The following is a 13739-nucleotide window of genomic DNA, read 5'->3' as shown; positions in this document are numbered from 1 at the left end:
CGCCGGTCAAGCCGCACACGTGGAAGGAGCCGCGCCATGGCCCTGGATCCGCAGTTGCTCGAGATCCTTGCCTGTCCGGACACGCACCACGCCCCGCTCACCTACGACGCGGAGGCGCAGACGTTGACCTGCACGGAGTGCGGCCGGATCTTCGAGGTCCGCGACGACGTGCCGGTGCTGCTGCTCGACGAGGCGCGCGGCGGCCCCGGGCAGTCCTCATGATCGACGGTACGGCCGGGGTCAGCGGGCGTCGTGACGCCGACGAGGCCCTGCTCGACAACCCGCAGGCGTTGGCCGAGGCTGACCCGGGCGGCATGCTCCGGCACACGGCGTCGGCAGGTGCGCAGGTTCGGGAGAGCGCCGCGCTGGCAGCCGAGGCGAACCTGGCGGTGCTCGCCGACGACGGGCGGCCCCGAGCCGTCGTGATCGCCGGCATCGGCACGGCGGGGCGTACCGGGGACGTGCTGGCCACTGTCGCCGGGCCGCGCTGCCCGGTCCCGATCATCGGGCACCGCAGCGCCGGCGTACCCGGTTGGGTGGGCGCGGCCGACGTGGTGATCGCGGTGAGCGCTTCCGGACGTAGCCCGGAGGCCCTCGGCGCCGCCGAGGCGGCCCACCGGCGTGGTGCCCGACTCGTCGCCGTGGGTGCCCCGGACTCGCAGTTGCAGTCGATCGCCGAGCAGGCCCGGGCGCCGTTCATCCCGGTGCCCCGGCGTGCCCCGGCCCGGGCCAGCCTCTGGGCGCTCACCGTGCCGGTCCTGCTCGCCGCCCGTTCCCTCGGGCTCGTCAAGGTCAACGAGGCGGACCTGGCCGAGACCGCGGCCCGCCTCGACGCGGACGCCGACCGCTGCCGCTCCGCCGCCGAGTCCTTCGTCAACCCGGCGAAGTCACTGGCACTGGGTCTGGCCGGCTCGATCCCGATCGTCTGGGGTTCGTCCCCCCTGGCCACGGTGGCGGCCCGCCGGTTCGGCGACACGCTGTCGGCCAACGCCCGCTACCCGGTGGTCACCGGAGCGCTGGGTGAGGCCGGGCGGGGTCGCGTCGGGCTGCTCGATGGCGTCTTCGGCGGCCTGGCCGAGGGCGAGCGGGACATCTTCGCCGACCGGGCCGGCGACGACGACGGCGAGGGCACCCGGCTGCGGCTGGTGCTGCTGCGCGACGGCGGGCTCAACGCCGAGGACGACACCGACGAGCCGCTCGCCGTCGAGGAGCGCCGCGCGGACGCGGTGCAGACCCTGGCGGAGCGCCGTGGCGTGCGGTGTGACGTGGTGACCGCCGAGGGCGGCTCCGCCCTGGAGCGGCTGGCGTCGCTGATCGCCGTTCCGGATTTCGCCTCGATCTACCTTGCTCTGGCACACGGGTTGGACCCGATGGCCGTCCCGGCCATCACCGAGATGAAGGAGCTGTCGAACCAGTGAACGAACGTAGGGGGCGGCGCGCCATGCGCGGAGCGGGCGGCTTCGTGCGGCGAAGCGGAGCGGTGGCATGAGCGCCAACGGTGGGACGAAGGCGATTGTCGCCGCCCTGCTGGCCAACATCGGCATCGCCGTCACCAAGTTCATCGCGTTCCTGCTCTCCGGCTCGTCGTCGATGCTGGCCGAGGCGGTCCACTCGGTCGCCGACTCGGGCAACCAGGGCCTCCTGCTGCTCGGCGGCAAGCGGGCGAAGCGCGCGGCCACCCCGGAACACCCCTTCGGGTACGGCCGGGAGCGCTACATCTACGCGTTCATCGTGTCCATCGTGCTGTTCAGCATCGGTGGCCTGTTCGCGTTGTACGAGGCGTACCACAAGTGGCATGACGAGGGTGGCATCAAGTCCTGGCACTGGTTGCCGGTGGTGGTGCTGGTGACGGCGATCATCTTGGAGTCGTTCTCCTTCCGGACCGCCATCAAGGAGTCCAACCACGTTCGGGGCAACCAGTCCTGGGTGCGTTTCATCCGCCGGGCTAAGGCCCCGGAGCTGCCGGTGGTGCTGCTGGAGGACTTCGGCGCCCTGGTCGGTCTGGTGTTCGCCCTGTTCGGCGTCGGCATGACCCTGATCACCGGCAACGGCCGGTGGGACGCCGCCGGCACCGCGATGATCGGCATCCTGCTTGTCGTCATCGCCGTGGTGCTGGCCATCGAGACGAAGAGCCTGCTGCTCGGTGAGGGCGCCGAGCCGTCCGACCTGGCCACCATCGAGCGGGCCGTCACCGACGGCCCCGAGGTGGAGCGGATCATCCACATGAAGACGCTCTACCTGGGCCCGGAAGAGCTGATGGTGGCCGCGAAGATCGCCGTCCCGGAGTGGGAGAGCGCCCACGACCTGGCGCGCGGCATCAACGCCGTCGAGGCGCGTATCCGCGCCGCGGTGCCCACCGCCCGGGTGATCTATCTGGAGCCGGACGTCTACAGCGCCGCCGCCGCCGAGGCCGGCACCGGTGCCGCTGCCGACACCGCCGTGCCGCAGCCGCAGGACGCGTCGGGCGAGGCGACCGGGCGGCCCGGGGGCTGACGGGTGGAGCCACTGTACGGGCCGATCCGGGACTACGCCTGGGGCTCCCGCTCCGCCATCGCCCTCCTTCAGGGGCGGCCGGTGCCGAGCGCGGGTCCGGAGGCGGAGCTGTGGTTGGGTGCCCACCCGGGCGCACCGGCCCACGTGGATCGCGCCGGTCTGCGGGTGAGCCTCTGTGAGCTGGTGCGGGACGAACCAGGACAGTGGCTCGGCCAGCGGGTGTCCGAGCGGTTCGGTAGTCGACTGCCGTTCCTGCTCAAGGTGCTCGCGGCCGACGCTCCGCTGAGCCTGCAGGCGCATCCGGACGCCGAGCAGGCGCGGGCCGGCTACGCGGCGGAGGAGGGGCGCCCCGAGGGGCGGCGCAACTACTCCGACCCGCACCACAAGCCGGAGCTGCTTGTCGCGCTCACCCCGTTCGAGGCGCTGTGCGGGTTCCGGGACCCGGCGGAGTCGGCCGAGGCGCTCGCCGCGTTCGGCGTACCGGCGTTGACGCCTGTGGTCGCCGCGTTGCGGGCCGGGCCGGCAGGGCTGCGGACGGCGGTGCGGACACTGCTCGGCTGGCCGGTGGCCCAGCGTCACGACCTGCTGGCTTCCGTGCTGGCAGCGCCGGCCGACGGTCCGGACGCGGAGCTGACCCGCCGGCTGGCCGAGGCGTACCCGGGGGATCCCGGTGCGCTTGTCGCGCTGCTGTTGCATCACCTGCGGCTGGAGGCGGGGGAGGCGATCTGGATGCCCGCCGGCAACCTGCACGCCTACCTGAGCGGCTGCGGAGTGGAGATCATGGCGGCCAGCGACAACGTGCTCCGCGGCGGTCTGACCCCGAAGCGGGTGGACGTCGACGAGTTGCTGCGGGTGCTGCGCTTCGAGGTGCTCGACGATCCGGTGCGGGCAGCCCAGCCGGTCGGCCCGGGCGTGGACTGGTGGCCGGTGCCGGTGGACGATTTCGCACTGCACCGGGTGCGGGTCGACGCGGCGGTGCCCTCGGTGACGCTGCCGCTGCCCGGCCCCCGGGTGGTGCTCTGCGCCGGTGGCGCGATCACCGTGGACGACGGCGCCGGCGCGTTGACGCTGGCCTCCGGCGAGGCGGCGATCGGCACGGCGTCCGGAGCACCGCTGCGGATCGACGGCGCCGGTGTGGCGTTCGTGGCGACGCCCGGGCTGGGCTGATCTCCGAGCGAGAGAACGACACAAGTCCGACTTTCCCGGAATAGCTTGACGTCGCCCTGCCTGAGTGTGACTCTATGAGTACGCAGCGTTATCGCGACGACGGTCCGAGAACGTGCGGGGGAACCAAACCGGGGGGATGCACGGGGCGGGCGGGACGTGGGCGGGAAAGTCCGCCCATTACCGGCCGCCCCGTGCGCTGTCCGCGGACCGTGCCTGCTGCCCGTCGCCGACGCGCGTAAGGTGGAGGGTCGGCGCAGACATCGTTCGACAGGAGCTTTCATGACCAGCACCCTCCCGGCAGCCGCCAGCGGCAGGCCGTCCGAGGCCCGGCCGAGCACGCTCGCCGACGGCGACTTCAAGGTGGCGGATCTGTCGCTCGCCGAATTCGGGCGTAAAGAGATCCAACTCGCCGAGCACGAGATGCCCGGCCTGATGGCGATCCGTCGGGAGTTCGCCGAGGCGCAGCCGCTCGCCGGCGCGCGGGTCACCGGCTCGCTGCACATGACCATCCAGACCGCCGTTCTGATCGAGACGCTTGTCGCGCTCGGCGCGCAGGTGCGCTGGGCGTCCTGCAACATCTTCTCCACCCAGGACCACGCCGCCGCGGCGATCGTCGTCGGCCCGGACGGCACCCCCGAGGCTCCCGCCGGGGTTCCGGTGTACGCCTGGAAGGGTGAGACCCTGCCGGAGTACTGGTGGTGCACCGAAAAGGCTCTGACGTGGCCTGCGGACTCGGCTGGCAATACCGGCCCCAACATGATCCTCGACGACGGCGGCGACGCCACCCTGCTCGTGCACAAGGGCACCGAGTTCGAGCGGGCCGGTGCGGTCCCGCCGGTCGAGTCCGCCGACTCCGAGGAGTACGCGGTCATCCTGGAGCTGCTGCACCGCTCGCTCGGCGAGGACGGCCAGCGCTGGACCCGGATCTCCGCAGGCATCAAGGGCGTGACCGAGGAGACCACCACCGGCGTGCACCGGCTCTACGAGATGCACCGGGCGGGCACCCTGCTCTTCCCGGCCATCAACGTCAACGACTCGGTGACCAAGAGCAAGTTCGACAACAAGTACGGCTGCCGGCACTCGCTCATCGACGGCATCAACCGCGCCACCGACGTGCTGATCGGCGGCAAGATGGCTGTCGTCATGGGCTACGGCGACGTGGGCAAGGGCTGCGCCGAGTCGCTGCGCGGCCAGGGCGCCCGGGTCGTGGTGACCGAGGTGGACCCGATCTGCGCGTTGCAGGCCGCGATGGACGGCTACCAGGTCGCCACCCTGGACGACGTGGTCGAGCAGGCCGACATCTTCATCACCGCCACCGGTTGCTTCGACGTCATCACCAACGAGCACATGGCCCGGATGAAGCACCAGGCCATCGTCGGCAACATCGGCCACTTCGACAACGAGATCGACATGGCCGGGCTGGCCAAGCGTTCCGACGTCGAGCGGGTCAACATCAAGCCGCAGGTCGACCTGTGGCGCTTCGCCGACGGGCACGCCATCATCGTGCTCTCCGAGGGCCGCCTCCTGAACCTGGGCAACGCGACCGGGCACCCGAGCTTCGTCATGTCGAACTCGTTCGCCAACCAGACGATCGCCCAGATCGAGCTCTTCACCAAGACCGAGGAGTACCCGATCGGCGTCTACGTGCTGCCCAAGCACCTGGACGAGAAGGTGGCCCGGCTGCACCTCGGCGCGCTCGGCGCAAAGCTGAGCACGCTGACCAAGGAGCAGGCCGCCTACCTCGGCGTCTCCACGGAGGGTCCGTTCAAGCCGGATCACTACCGCTACTGATCGACATCTCCGGACCGGGTCGGCTGTTCGCAGCCGGCCCGGTTCGTCGTCTCCGCCGCCGGCTCGGCGGGCTCAGTGCCTCCGCCGCGGGCTCAGCCCGAGCGGGGGCCGCGCCGGGTGGGACGGAACCACGTCCAGACGCACCAGACCAGCCAGCCGACCGACACGACGGTGGCCAGCGTCCGTAGGCGTAGCGCGCTGAGCAGCAGCACCACGGCCAGCACCGCCAACCACGGCAGGAATCCCCTCACGGCGGGGATCCTTCCACAGTCGGCCGGAGACGGGCCCGTCGACGAGGCGGTCGTCGGTCCCGGCACGGGCCCAGTGAGGTTGTCGTGAACGACTTGACGAGTGCCCTGAGCAGGGAGGAAGGTGTGCCTGCCCTAAGTCAACCAAGGCGTGCCTAACCTACTCGGAGCCCGGATGTTCGCCACCTATCTGATCGGCCTGCGGGAAGGGCTGGAAGCCACCCTGGTGGTCAGCATCCTGGTCGCCTTCCTGGTGAAGTCGCAGCGCCGGGACCGGCTGCCGCAGGTCTGGGCGGGCGTCGGCCTGGCCGTGGCGCTCTCGGTGCTCTTCGGCTGGCTGATCGAGTACACGTCGACCTCGTTGCTGTCCCGTTCCGAGGATCGAGAGTTGTTCGAGGCGATCACGTCGGTCGCCGCCGTGGTCTTCGTCACCTGGATGATCTTCTGGATGCGCCGGGCCGCCCGGACCATCGCCGGCGAGCTGCGGGGCAAGCTCACCGAGGCGCTGGCCGTCGGATCCCTCGCGGTTGCCGGAATGGCCTTCCTCGCGGTGATCCGGGAGGGCCTGGAGACCGCGCTGATCTTCTACTCTGCCGCCCAGGGCGCGGCCGGCGACAGTGGCCCGCTGCTCGCGCTGATCGGCGGCATCGTCACCGCCGTGGTCCTCGGCGTGCTGCTCTACGCCAGCGCCCTGCGAATCAACCTCAGCAAGTTCTTCACCTGGACCGGCGCGCTGCTGATCCTGGTCGCCGCCGGCATCCTCAAGTACGGCGTGCACGACTTCCAGGAGGCCGGCGTCCTGCCCGGCCTGAACGACCTGGCCTTCGACATCACCGGCGCGCTCGACCCGAGCACCTGGTACGCGGCCCTGCTCGCCGGCATGTTCAACGTGACTCCCGCGCCCACCGTGCTGGAGACGATCGCCTGGGTCGCGTACGCCGTACCGGTTCTCCTGCTCTTTTTGCGACCGGCCCGGCGTAGGCCGGCGCCCACAGCGACCACCACCACCGTCACCGACGAGCGCGGGGCCGACACCGGCGCCGAGGCCGAGGCGGCGTCCCCGCCGCAGCGTGCCTGACCCACGAGGAGAGACAGCTCAGATGCGTACCACCCAGTTCTTCGCGCTGGCCGCCGCCGGCGTGCTGGCGACGGCCGGTCTGGCCGCCTGCTCCGACTCCGACAAGGGTGACGCGGCCGCGTCCGGTGGACCGATCGTGGTCAAGGCCAGCGACACCGCCTGTGAGGTCGGCTCGACCGACCTGGGCGCCGGCACCGCCACCTTCAAGATCACCAATTCGGGCGCGAAGGTGACCGAGTTCTACGTGTACGCCGACGGCGACCGGGTGATGGGCGAGGTGGAGAACATCGCCCCCGGGCTGAGCCGCGAGCTGCACGTGGAGTTGCCGGCCGGCACGTACCAGACGGCCTGCAAGCCGGGGATGAGCGGCAAGGGCATCCGGGGCGCGCTCAAGGTCAGCGGGTCGGCGCAGCCGCTCACCGCCGACGCCGCGCTGGGTGACGCCACCGACAACTACCAGCGCTACGTCAAGAGCCAGACCGCCGCGCTGTTGGACAAGACCGAGGAGTTCGTCGGCGCGGTCAAGGCCGGCGATGTCGCGAAGTCCAAGGCGCTCTACCCGGTCGCGCGCACCTATTGGGAGCGGATCGAGCCGGTCGCCGAGATCTTCGGCGACCTCGACCCCAAGATCGACGGCCGTGCTGAGGTCATCGAGGAGGGGATGGAGTTCACCGGCTTCCACCGGATCGAGAAGGACCTCTGGCAGTCCGGTGACATCAGCAAGGACGGCCCGATCGCCGACCGCCTGCTGGTCGACGTCAAGGAGATCGTGGCCAAGGCGAACGCCGAGAAGCTCTCCCCGCTGCAGCTCGCCAACGGTGCCAAGGAACTGCTCGACGAGGTCGCCAGCGGCAAGATCACCGGCGAGGAGGACCGCTACTCGCACACCGACCTGTGGGACTTCGCCGCTAACCTCGAAGGTTCCAAGGCCGCCGTGTCCGCCCTGCGCCCGGCGTTGCAGCAGCGCTCGCCGGAGCTGGTCACGCAGTTGGACACCGAGTTCACAAACGTGGAGGGGCTGCTCGGCAAGCACCGCGACGGCGACGGGTGGAAGCTGCACACCGCGCTGAGCAAGGCCGAGCTCAAGGAGCTCTCCGACGGGATCAACGCGCTCGCGGAGCCGATCAGCAAGGTCGCCGCAGCTGTCGCGAAGTGACCGGATGACGGAAAGAGTCGATTCGATGAGCGGGAGCAGGTTGACCCGGCGCCGGGCGATCACACTGGCCGGCGCCGGGGTGGCCGGGGTCGCCGGGGTGGCGGCCGGCGCGGGGGCGCTGCTGAACGGCTCCCACGGCCCGGCCGAGGCGGGCGACCACCCGGCCGGGGCGGTGCCGTTTCACGGTGAGCACCAGGCCGGCATCGTCACGCCGGCGCAGGACCGGCTGCACTTCGTGGCCTTCGACGTGATCACCAAGGACCGGGCCCGGCTGGTCGAACTGCTGGAGGAGTGGACGGCCGCCGCCGCCCGGATGACCGCGGGGCGTGACGCCGGGGTGCTGGGCGCGGTCGGCGGGATGCCGGAGGCCCCACCGGATGACACCGGCGAGGCGCTCGGCCTGCCTCCCTCGCAGCTCACGCTCACCATCGGTTTCGGGCCGACGCTGTTCCGCGACGCCGACGGGCGGGACCGCTTCGGCCTCGCCGATCGGCGGCCCGCCGCCCTTGCCGAGTTGCCGAATTTCCCCGGCGACGCGTTGCAGCCGCAGCTCTCCGGCGGCGACCTCTGCGTCCAGGCCTGCGCCAACGACCCGCAGGTGGCGGTGCACGCGATCCGCAACCTGGCCCGGCTCGGCATGGGCGTGGTGAGTGTCCGCTGGTCGCAGCTCGGCTTCGGCCGTACCTCGTCGACCTCGCGGGAGCAGGCCACCGCGCGCAACCTCTTCGGGTTCAAGGACGGCACGGCCAACCTCAAGGCCGAGGACACCCACCTGCTGCGCGAGCAGTTGTGGGTGCAGCCGGGCGACGGGCCGGACTGGATGGCCGGAGGCTCGTACCTGGTCACCCGCAAGATCCGGATGCTGGTGGAGACCTGGGACCGGACCTCCCTCGCCGAGCAGGAGGAGATCGTCGGCCGGACCAAGGGCAGCGGCGCGCCACTGGGTCGGAGCGACGAGTTCGACGAGCCCGACTTCGCCGCGCGCGGCGCGGACGGGAAGCCGGTGATCGCCGAGCACGCCCATGTCGCGCTGGCCCACCCGAGTCGGAACAGCGGCGCCCAGCTGCTGCGCCGGGGTTACAACTTCGTCGACGGCTCGGACGGCCTCGGGCGGCTCGACGCGGGCCTCTTCTTCATCGCCTACCAGCGCGATCCACGCCGCCAGTTCGTGCCCATCCAGACCCAGTTGGCACGGCACGATGTGATGAACGAATATCTGCGACACGTCTCCAGCGGGGTGTTCGCCTGCCCACCCGGGGTACGCGACGGTGGGGATCACTGGGGGCGTCGGCTGTTCGGCTGACTGTCGTCCGGATGGGCGACAGTCGGATCGGCCCGGCTTGCGGTGGCGCCGGGCGGCGCCGAAGGGGGATCATGGTGGCAGCCTGGCCCACGGCCCATCCGTGGCCAGGCACCGCAGCACGTGGCGCCGCCGCCGCGGACCGCGGACAGCCGGTTTTGACGGCGGCGCGAAGCGTTACCGGCGGACGCCGGTCCCACCGAACTGAATGAGGATGCAATATTAATCCCATGAGAGCCCGCGTACTGGTGGTCGACGACGACCCCGCGCTCGCCGAGATGCTCGGCATCGTGCTGCGCAGCGAGGGTTTCCTGCCCTCGTTTGTGGCGGACGGCGAGCGGGCGTTGGCCGCCTTTCGTGACAGCCGTCCCGATATCGTGCTGCTTGATCTGATGCTTCCCGGTATGAGCGGTATCGACGTGGCCCGGTCGATCCGGGCGGAGTCCGGCGTGCCCATCGTCATGCTGACCGCCAAGAGCGACACCGTGGACGTCGTGCTCGGCCTGGAGTCCGGCGCCGACGACTACGTGGTCAAGCCGTTCAAGCCCAAGGAGTTGGTGGCCCGAATGCGGGCCCGACTGCGCCGAGGCGAGGACGTGGCCCCCGAGATGCTCACCATCGGGCCGCCCGACAACCAGATCACCATCGACGTGCCCGCGCACACCGTGAGCCGCAACGACGAGGAGGTGAAGCTGACTCCGCTGGAGTTCGACCTGTTGGTCGCGCTCGCCCGCAAGCCACGTCAGGTCTTCACCCGCGAGGTGCTGCTCGAGCAGGTCTGGGGCTACCGGCACGCGGCCGACACCCGGCTGGTCAACGTGCACGTCCAGCGGTTGCGGGCCAAGATCGAGCCGGACCCGGAGCGACCGGAAATCATCCTCACCGTGCGGGGCGTGGGCTACAAGGCGGGGACCGGATAGCCTGGTCGCACTGTGTCGACCTCGCCGCCCCCACCCTCCCCGAGTACGGCTACCCACCGGCCCAGCGCCGGCGGGGAGTTCTGGCGTGCGTGGAGCGGGCGGGTCGCCCGGGTGGTGGGTCGGGCACACCAGACCTGGCGCCGCTCGCTCCAGGTCCGGGTCGTGACCATCACGCTCGTCGCGTCCAGCCTGCTGGTCGGCGGGTTCGCGTTCCTGATCGCTGACAAGATCACCACGATCCTGCTCGACAGCGCTCGCAGCGACGTCCGGCAGCGGGTGACCACCGGTGCCAGCTACGCGGCCAAGCAGGTGTCCTTCTACGGGCAGCCGCAGGAGGCGCAGCTCCAGGAGACCATCGACGGCACTGTCAACTACCTGGCCGGTGGCGACCCCCAGCAGACCAGCGGGGTGGTGGTGGCGATTCTCGCCGACGACTATCCCGCCGACATCCAGACGCGCACCTCCCCGTCGGCGAACGTCCAGCCGCTGATCAGCCCCGAGCTGCGGGCCGCGATCGCCGACGGCAAGGTGGCCAGCCAGATCCGCACCGGGCGACTCACCGGCGAGACCACCAAATACCTGGTCTACGGCTCGCCGGTGCCCACCCGCTTCGGCCAGATCGAGCTCTACTACCTGGTGCCGCTGGGCCGGCAGGACGTCACCGCCGCCGACGCCCGAGCCACAGTGGTGGCCACCGGGGTGGCGCTGGTGATCCTGCTCGGGTTGCTCGCGGCGCTTGTCACCCGGCTGGTGGTCAACCCGGTCCGGGTCGCCGCACGGACCGCCCAGCGGCTCTCCGCGGGCCTTCTCGACCAGCGGATGGTGGTCAACGGCGAGGACGACCTGGCCCTGCTCGCCGCGTCGTTCAACCAGATGGCCACCAACCTGCAACGGCAGATCCTGCGCCTGGAAGAGATGTCCCGGTTGCAGCGCCGTTTCACCTCGGACGTCTCCCACGAGCTGCGTACCCCGCTGACCACGGTTCGGATGGCCGCTGACCTGATCTTCGCCGAGCGCGACGAGTTCGACCCGGCGGTCGCCCGTAGCGCCGAACTGCTCCAAGCCGAACTGGACCGATTCGAGGAGCTGCTCACCGACCTGCTGGAGATCAGTCGGTTCGACGCGGGTTTCGCCATGCTGGATTCCGAGCCGACCGACCTGGTGCCGGTGGTGCACCGGGTGGTCGACCGGCTGGCCGGCCTGGCCGAGCGGGTGGGCGTACCCATCGAACTCGACCTGCCGGGCACTCCGGTGATCGCCGAGGTCGACCCGCGCCGGGTCGAGCGGGTGTTGCGCAACCTGGTCGGCAACGCTGTCGAGCACGGCGAGGCGCGCCCGGTGTTGATCACCCTCGGCATCGACGAGACCGCCGTGGCGATCACCGTCCGCGACCACGGTGTGGGGCTGAAGGTGGGCGAGGAGAAGTTGGTGTTCAACAGGTTCTGGCGGGCGGACCCGTCCCGGGCTCGGCAGACCGGTGGCACCGGGCTTGGCCTGTCGATCAGCCTGGAGGACGCGCGGCTGCACGGCGGCTGGCTGGAGGCGTGGGGTGCTCCCGGGCAGGGCGCGCAGTTCCGGCTCACCCTGCCGGCCCGCGCGGGCGACCGGCTGACCACCTCGCCGCTGCGGCTGGTGCCGGCCGACGCCGCGCTGCCGTTCGGGGGCCCGCGCGACGGCGGCCCACTGGCCATCGGTCCCGGCACCGGCGGGGCACTGGCGATCGGCCCGGCTCCGGCCGGGGACGGGCAGCGGACGGAGGTGCGCTCGTGAGACGGCCGACGCTGCTCCTCGGGGCCTTTGGTGTGCTGGTGCTGCTGGGCGCCGGCTGTAGCATCCCGGCGGCATCCGACGTGCGGGTGGACGGCAAGGGCGGTGCCGCGACCGAGGCCGGCGTGATCAGCCGGGGCAGTGAGCCACCGACGCGGACGGCCAGCGGGAGCGTCAACGAGACGTTCGTCCGCAACTTCCTGTCCGCCGCCGCCGGCGAGCCGGATCGGGCGTACGAGCGGGTCAAGGCGTTCATCGCCCCGGAGGACAAGATCCGCCTACAGGACAAGAAGGGCAGCGAGGTCGCGCTGAACGTGATCCGGCTGCGCGAGGCGGTCTACACCCTCAACACTGACTTGACCACGACCGTGAAGATCGCCGTGCAGCAGATAGGTGTGCTGCGGGCCAACGGCACCCTGGCCCCGCCGGTGGCGACCGAGACGGAGTACGAGTTCGGCGTGCGCAGCGCGTCGGTCAACGGCGGCATCAACGATGATCGGGCCGGCCTGTACATCATCAACCCGCCAAACGTGCTGCTGCTCAACGACACCGCCCTTCGACAATATTACCAGGACGAGACAATCTACTTCTGGAGTTCGGACCGCACCCGCCTCGTGCCCGACCAGCGCTACCGGCCGCAGGCGGTGCCGGTCGAGCGGCGGGTCAACGAGGTGGTGAAGTGGCTGGTCGGCGGTCCTTCCGACTGGCTGCGCCCGGCAGTCGTCGGGCTACCGGACCGCACCGAGCTGATCAACAACGCCACCGGCGGCAACGGTCGGTGGGAGGTCAACCTGGACATGTCCGGTGACGACCAGACCAGGATCGACCAGGTGATCACGCAGATCGCCTGGTCGTTGGGGGACCTGCCCGGCCAGCTGGAGTTGAAGATCCGCAACAACGCGCAACCCGTGGTGGACCTGGCCGAGCGACGAGAGTCCCAGACGCTCTACCCGCATGTCGCCAGCCCACAGCGGTACGGCGTGTACGACGGCGTGATCCACCCACTCGACTTCGAAGGCGAGCCCAGCGGCACGGTGCCGTTGGCGCCCGAGGCCAACCACAACGTCGTCTCGGCAAGCCTCGGGCTGGCCAAGGACCGGCGGATCCTCGCCGCGATGGTGGTCACCGGCACCAGCAAGAACCGGTACCGACTCGCCGTGGGCACGGGTGCCGATCCGGTCTCCGTGTTCAACCGCAGCGGTGCCGAGTACTCCTCGATCAGCCGGCCGGTCTGGCTGCGTACGGTCGACTCCCGCCCCGGCCGGGGCCTGGTGGTGGCCGACGGGCAGCTCTACCGGTTCGACGAGACGGCCCGGATGTTCCCGGTGCCGCTCAACCTGCCCTCCGCCGAGGTCACGGCGGTGGCCGCCGCGTTGGACGGCCAGCGGGTCGCGCTGATCGTCGGCGGCCGTCTCTACGTCGCCGCGGTCAACCTCGACGGCGCCGGGGTCTCCATCAGCCCGCCCCGAGAGCTGGTCACCTCGCTGACCAACCCCACGGCGGTCGACTGGGGCCGGGAGGATCAGCTGGTGGTGGCGGGATCGGTCGGCCAGCCGGCGATCTACGAGATCAGCGTCGACGGCGCCCTGGAGACGCCGTTGAGGACCGACCTCGGCGCCAAGGTCAACCACCTCACCGCGTACCCGAGCAACCGCGGCATGCGGGCCCCCACCGGGGCCTACATGTACGAGGCGAACGGGGTGGCCTACCGCAGCAGCCCGTTCGAACGGATCGAGCCCGGCCGGGTACGCGACATCGCCCCGGTGCCGGCCGGCGTGCGCCCGAGTAACCCGACGGCGCCGTTCTTCCTCTACTGACA

Annotated in this window: 12 protein-coding genes; 11 read left to right on the top strand and 1 reads right to left on the bottom strand. The window is 70.9% G+C overall.

The annotated features are described in order from the left end of the window. Positions 1 to 36 precede the first annotated feature (36 nt). The 5 genes from IW248_RS20245 (at position 37) to ahcY (ending at position 5451) form a co-directional block, all read left to right on the top strand. Positions 37 to 222, top strand: coding sequence for a Trm112 family protein (locus tag IW248_RS20245; RefSeq protein WP_091394023.1), 186 nt, complete (start codon positions 37 to 39; stop codon positions 220 to 222). Then, positions 219 to 1418 carry an SIS domain-containing protein gene (locus IW248_RS20240; RefSeq protein ID WP_196928248.1) on the top strand — a complete coding sequence of 400 codons (1200 nt, stop codon included), beginning with the start codon at positions 219 to 221 and terminating at the stop codon, positions 1416 to 1418. The genes IW248_RS20245 and IW248_RS20240 overlap by 4 nt, the downstream gene beginning before the upstream one ends. A 67-nt stretch (positions 1419 to 1485) precedes the next feature. Further along, positions 1486 to 2493, top strand: coding sequence for a cation diffusion facilitator family transporter (locus IW248_RS20235; RefSeq protein ID WP_196928247.1), 1008 nt, complete (start codon positions 1486 to 1488; stop codon positions 2491 to 2493). 3 nt (positions 2494 to 2496) lie between these two features. After that, positions 2497 to 3660: a mannose-6-phosphate isomerase, class I gene (gene manA / locus IW248_RS20230; RefSeq protein WP_124815565.1), complete on the top strand. Its 1164-nt coding sequence runs from the start codon at positions 2497 to 2499 to the stop codon at positions 3658 to 3660. A 279-nt stretch (positions 3661 to 3939) separates the two neighbouring features. After that, a complete protein-coding gene (gene ahcY / locus IW248_RS20225; protein ID WP_196928246.1) occupies positions 3940 to 5451 on the top strand; it encodes an adenosylhomocysteinase in 1512 nt (503 codons plus the stop codon). Between the two features lie 92 nt (positions 5452 to 5543). Here the strand turns inward: ahcY and IW248_RS20220 are convergent, their stop codons facing one another. Continuing rightward, on the bottom strand, positions 5544 to 5702 hold the full coding sequence (locus tag IW248_RS20220; protein ID WP_167492943.1) for a hypothetical protein: 159 nt from the start codon (positions 5700 to 5702) through the stop codon (positions 5544 to 5546). Positions 5703 to 5874: 172 nt separating this feature from the next. On the opposite strand from IW248_RS20220, the gene efeU reads away from it, so the two are divergent. From efeU to IW248_RS20190, 6 genes are all read left to right on the top strand, one after another. After that, positions 5875 to 6777 carry an iron uptake transporter permease EfeU gene (gene efeU / locus IW248_RS20215; RefSeq protein ID WP_196928245.1) on the top strand — a complete coding sequence of 301 codons (903 nt, stop codon included), beginning with the start codon at positions 5875 to 5877 and terminating at the stop codon, positions 6775 to 6777. Positions 6778 to 6799: 22 nt separating this feature from the next. Then, positions 6800 to 7933 (top strand): iron uptake system protein EfeO, encoded by a 1134-nt coding sequence (efeO, locus tag IW248_RS20210; protein ID WP_196928244.1) that lies wholly within the window; start codon positions 6800 to 6802, stop codon positions 7931 to 7933. Positions 7934 to 7958: 25 nt separating this feature from the next. Beyond that, positions 7959 to 9236: an iron uptake transporter deferrochelatase/peroxidase subunit gene (gene efeB, locus IW248_RS20205; protein ID WP_196928243.1), complete on the top strand. Its 1278-nt coding sequence runs from the start codon at positions 7959 to 7961 to the stop codon at positions 9234 to 9236. 227 nt (positions 9237 to 9463) lie between these two features. After that, positions 9464 to 10153 carry an MtrAB system response regulator MtrA gene (gene mtrA / locus IW248_RS20200; protein WP_030331519.1) on the top strand — a complete coding sequence of 230 codons (690 nt, stop codon included), beginning with the start codon at positions 9464 to 9466 and terminating at the stop codon, positions 10151 to 10153. Between the two features lie 12 nt (positions 10154 to 10165). Beyond that, positions 10166 to 11923, top strand: a complete 1758-nt coding sequence (gene mtrB, locus IW248_RS20195) for an MtrAB system histidine kinase MtrB (protein ID WP_196928242.1) — start codon at positions 10166 to 10168, stop codon at positions 11921 to 11923. After that, a complete protein-coding gene (locus IW248_RS20190; RefSeq protein ID WP_307788093.1) occupies positions 11920 to 13737 on the top strand; it encodes an LpqB family beta-propeller domain-containing protein in 1818 nt (605 codons plus the stop codon). Before mtrB ends, IW248_RS20190 begins: the two co-directional genes overlap by 4 nt. Positions 13738 to 13739 lie beyond the last annotated feature (2 nt).

Source organism: Micromonospora ureilytica, from assembly GCF_015751765.1.
GTDB lineage: Bacteria > Actinomycetota > Actinomycetes > Mycobacteriales > Micromonosporaceae > Micromonospora > Micromonospora ureilytica.
Note: the sequence above shows the minus strand (reverse complement) of the source record. Positions and strands in the feature narration are given on the sequence as shown.

What these genes read in the sequence shown, in the direction of transcription:
- IW248_RS20240 (WP_196928248.1), top strand. Translation starts at nt 219, where the DNA reads ATGATCGACGGTACGGCCGGGGTCAGCGGGCGTCGTGACGCCGACGAG.
- efeU (WP_196928245.1), top strand. Translation starts at nt 5,875, where the DNA reads ATGTTCGCCACCTATCTGATCGGCCTGCGGGAAGGGCTGGAAGCCACC.
- ahcY (WP_196928246.1), top strand. Translation starts at nt 3,940, where the DNA reads ATGACCAGCACCCTCCCGGCAGCCGCCAGCGGCAGGCCGTCCGAGGCC.
- efeB (WP_196928243.1), top strand. Translation starts at nt 7,959, where the DNA reads ATGAGCGGGAGCAGGTTGACCCGGCGCCGGGCGATCACACTGGCCGGC.
- IW248_RS20245 (WP_091394023.1), top strand. Translation starts at nt 37, where the DNA reads ATGGCCCTGGATCCGCAGTTGCTCGAGATCCTTGCCTGTCCGGACACG.
- efeO (WP_196928244.1), top strand. Translation starts at nt 6,800, where the DNA reads ATGCGTACCACCCAGTTCTTCGCGCTGGCCGCCGCCGGCGTGCTGGCG.
- IW248_RS20235 (WP_196928247.1), top strand. Translation starts at nt 1,486, where the DNA reads ATGAGCGCCAACGGTGGGACGAAGGCGATTGTCGCCGCCCTGCTGGCC.
- mtrA (WP_030331519.1), top strand. Translation starts at nt 9,464, where the DNA reads ATGAGAGCCCGCGTACTGGTGGTCGACGACGACCCCGCGCTCGCCGAG.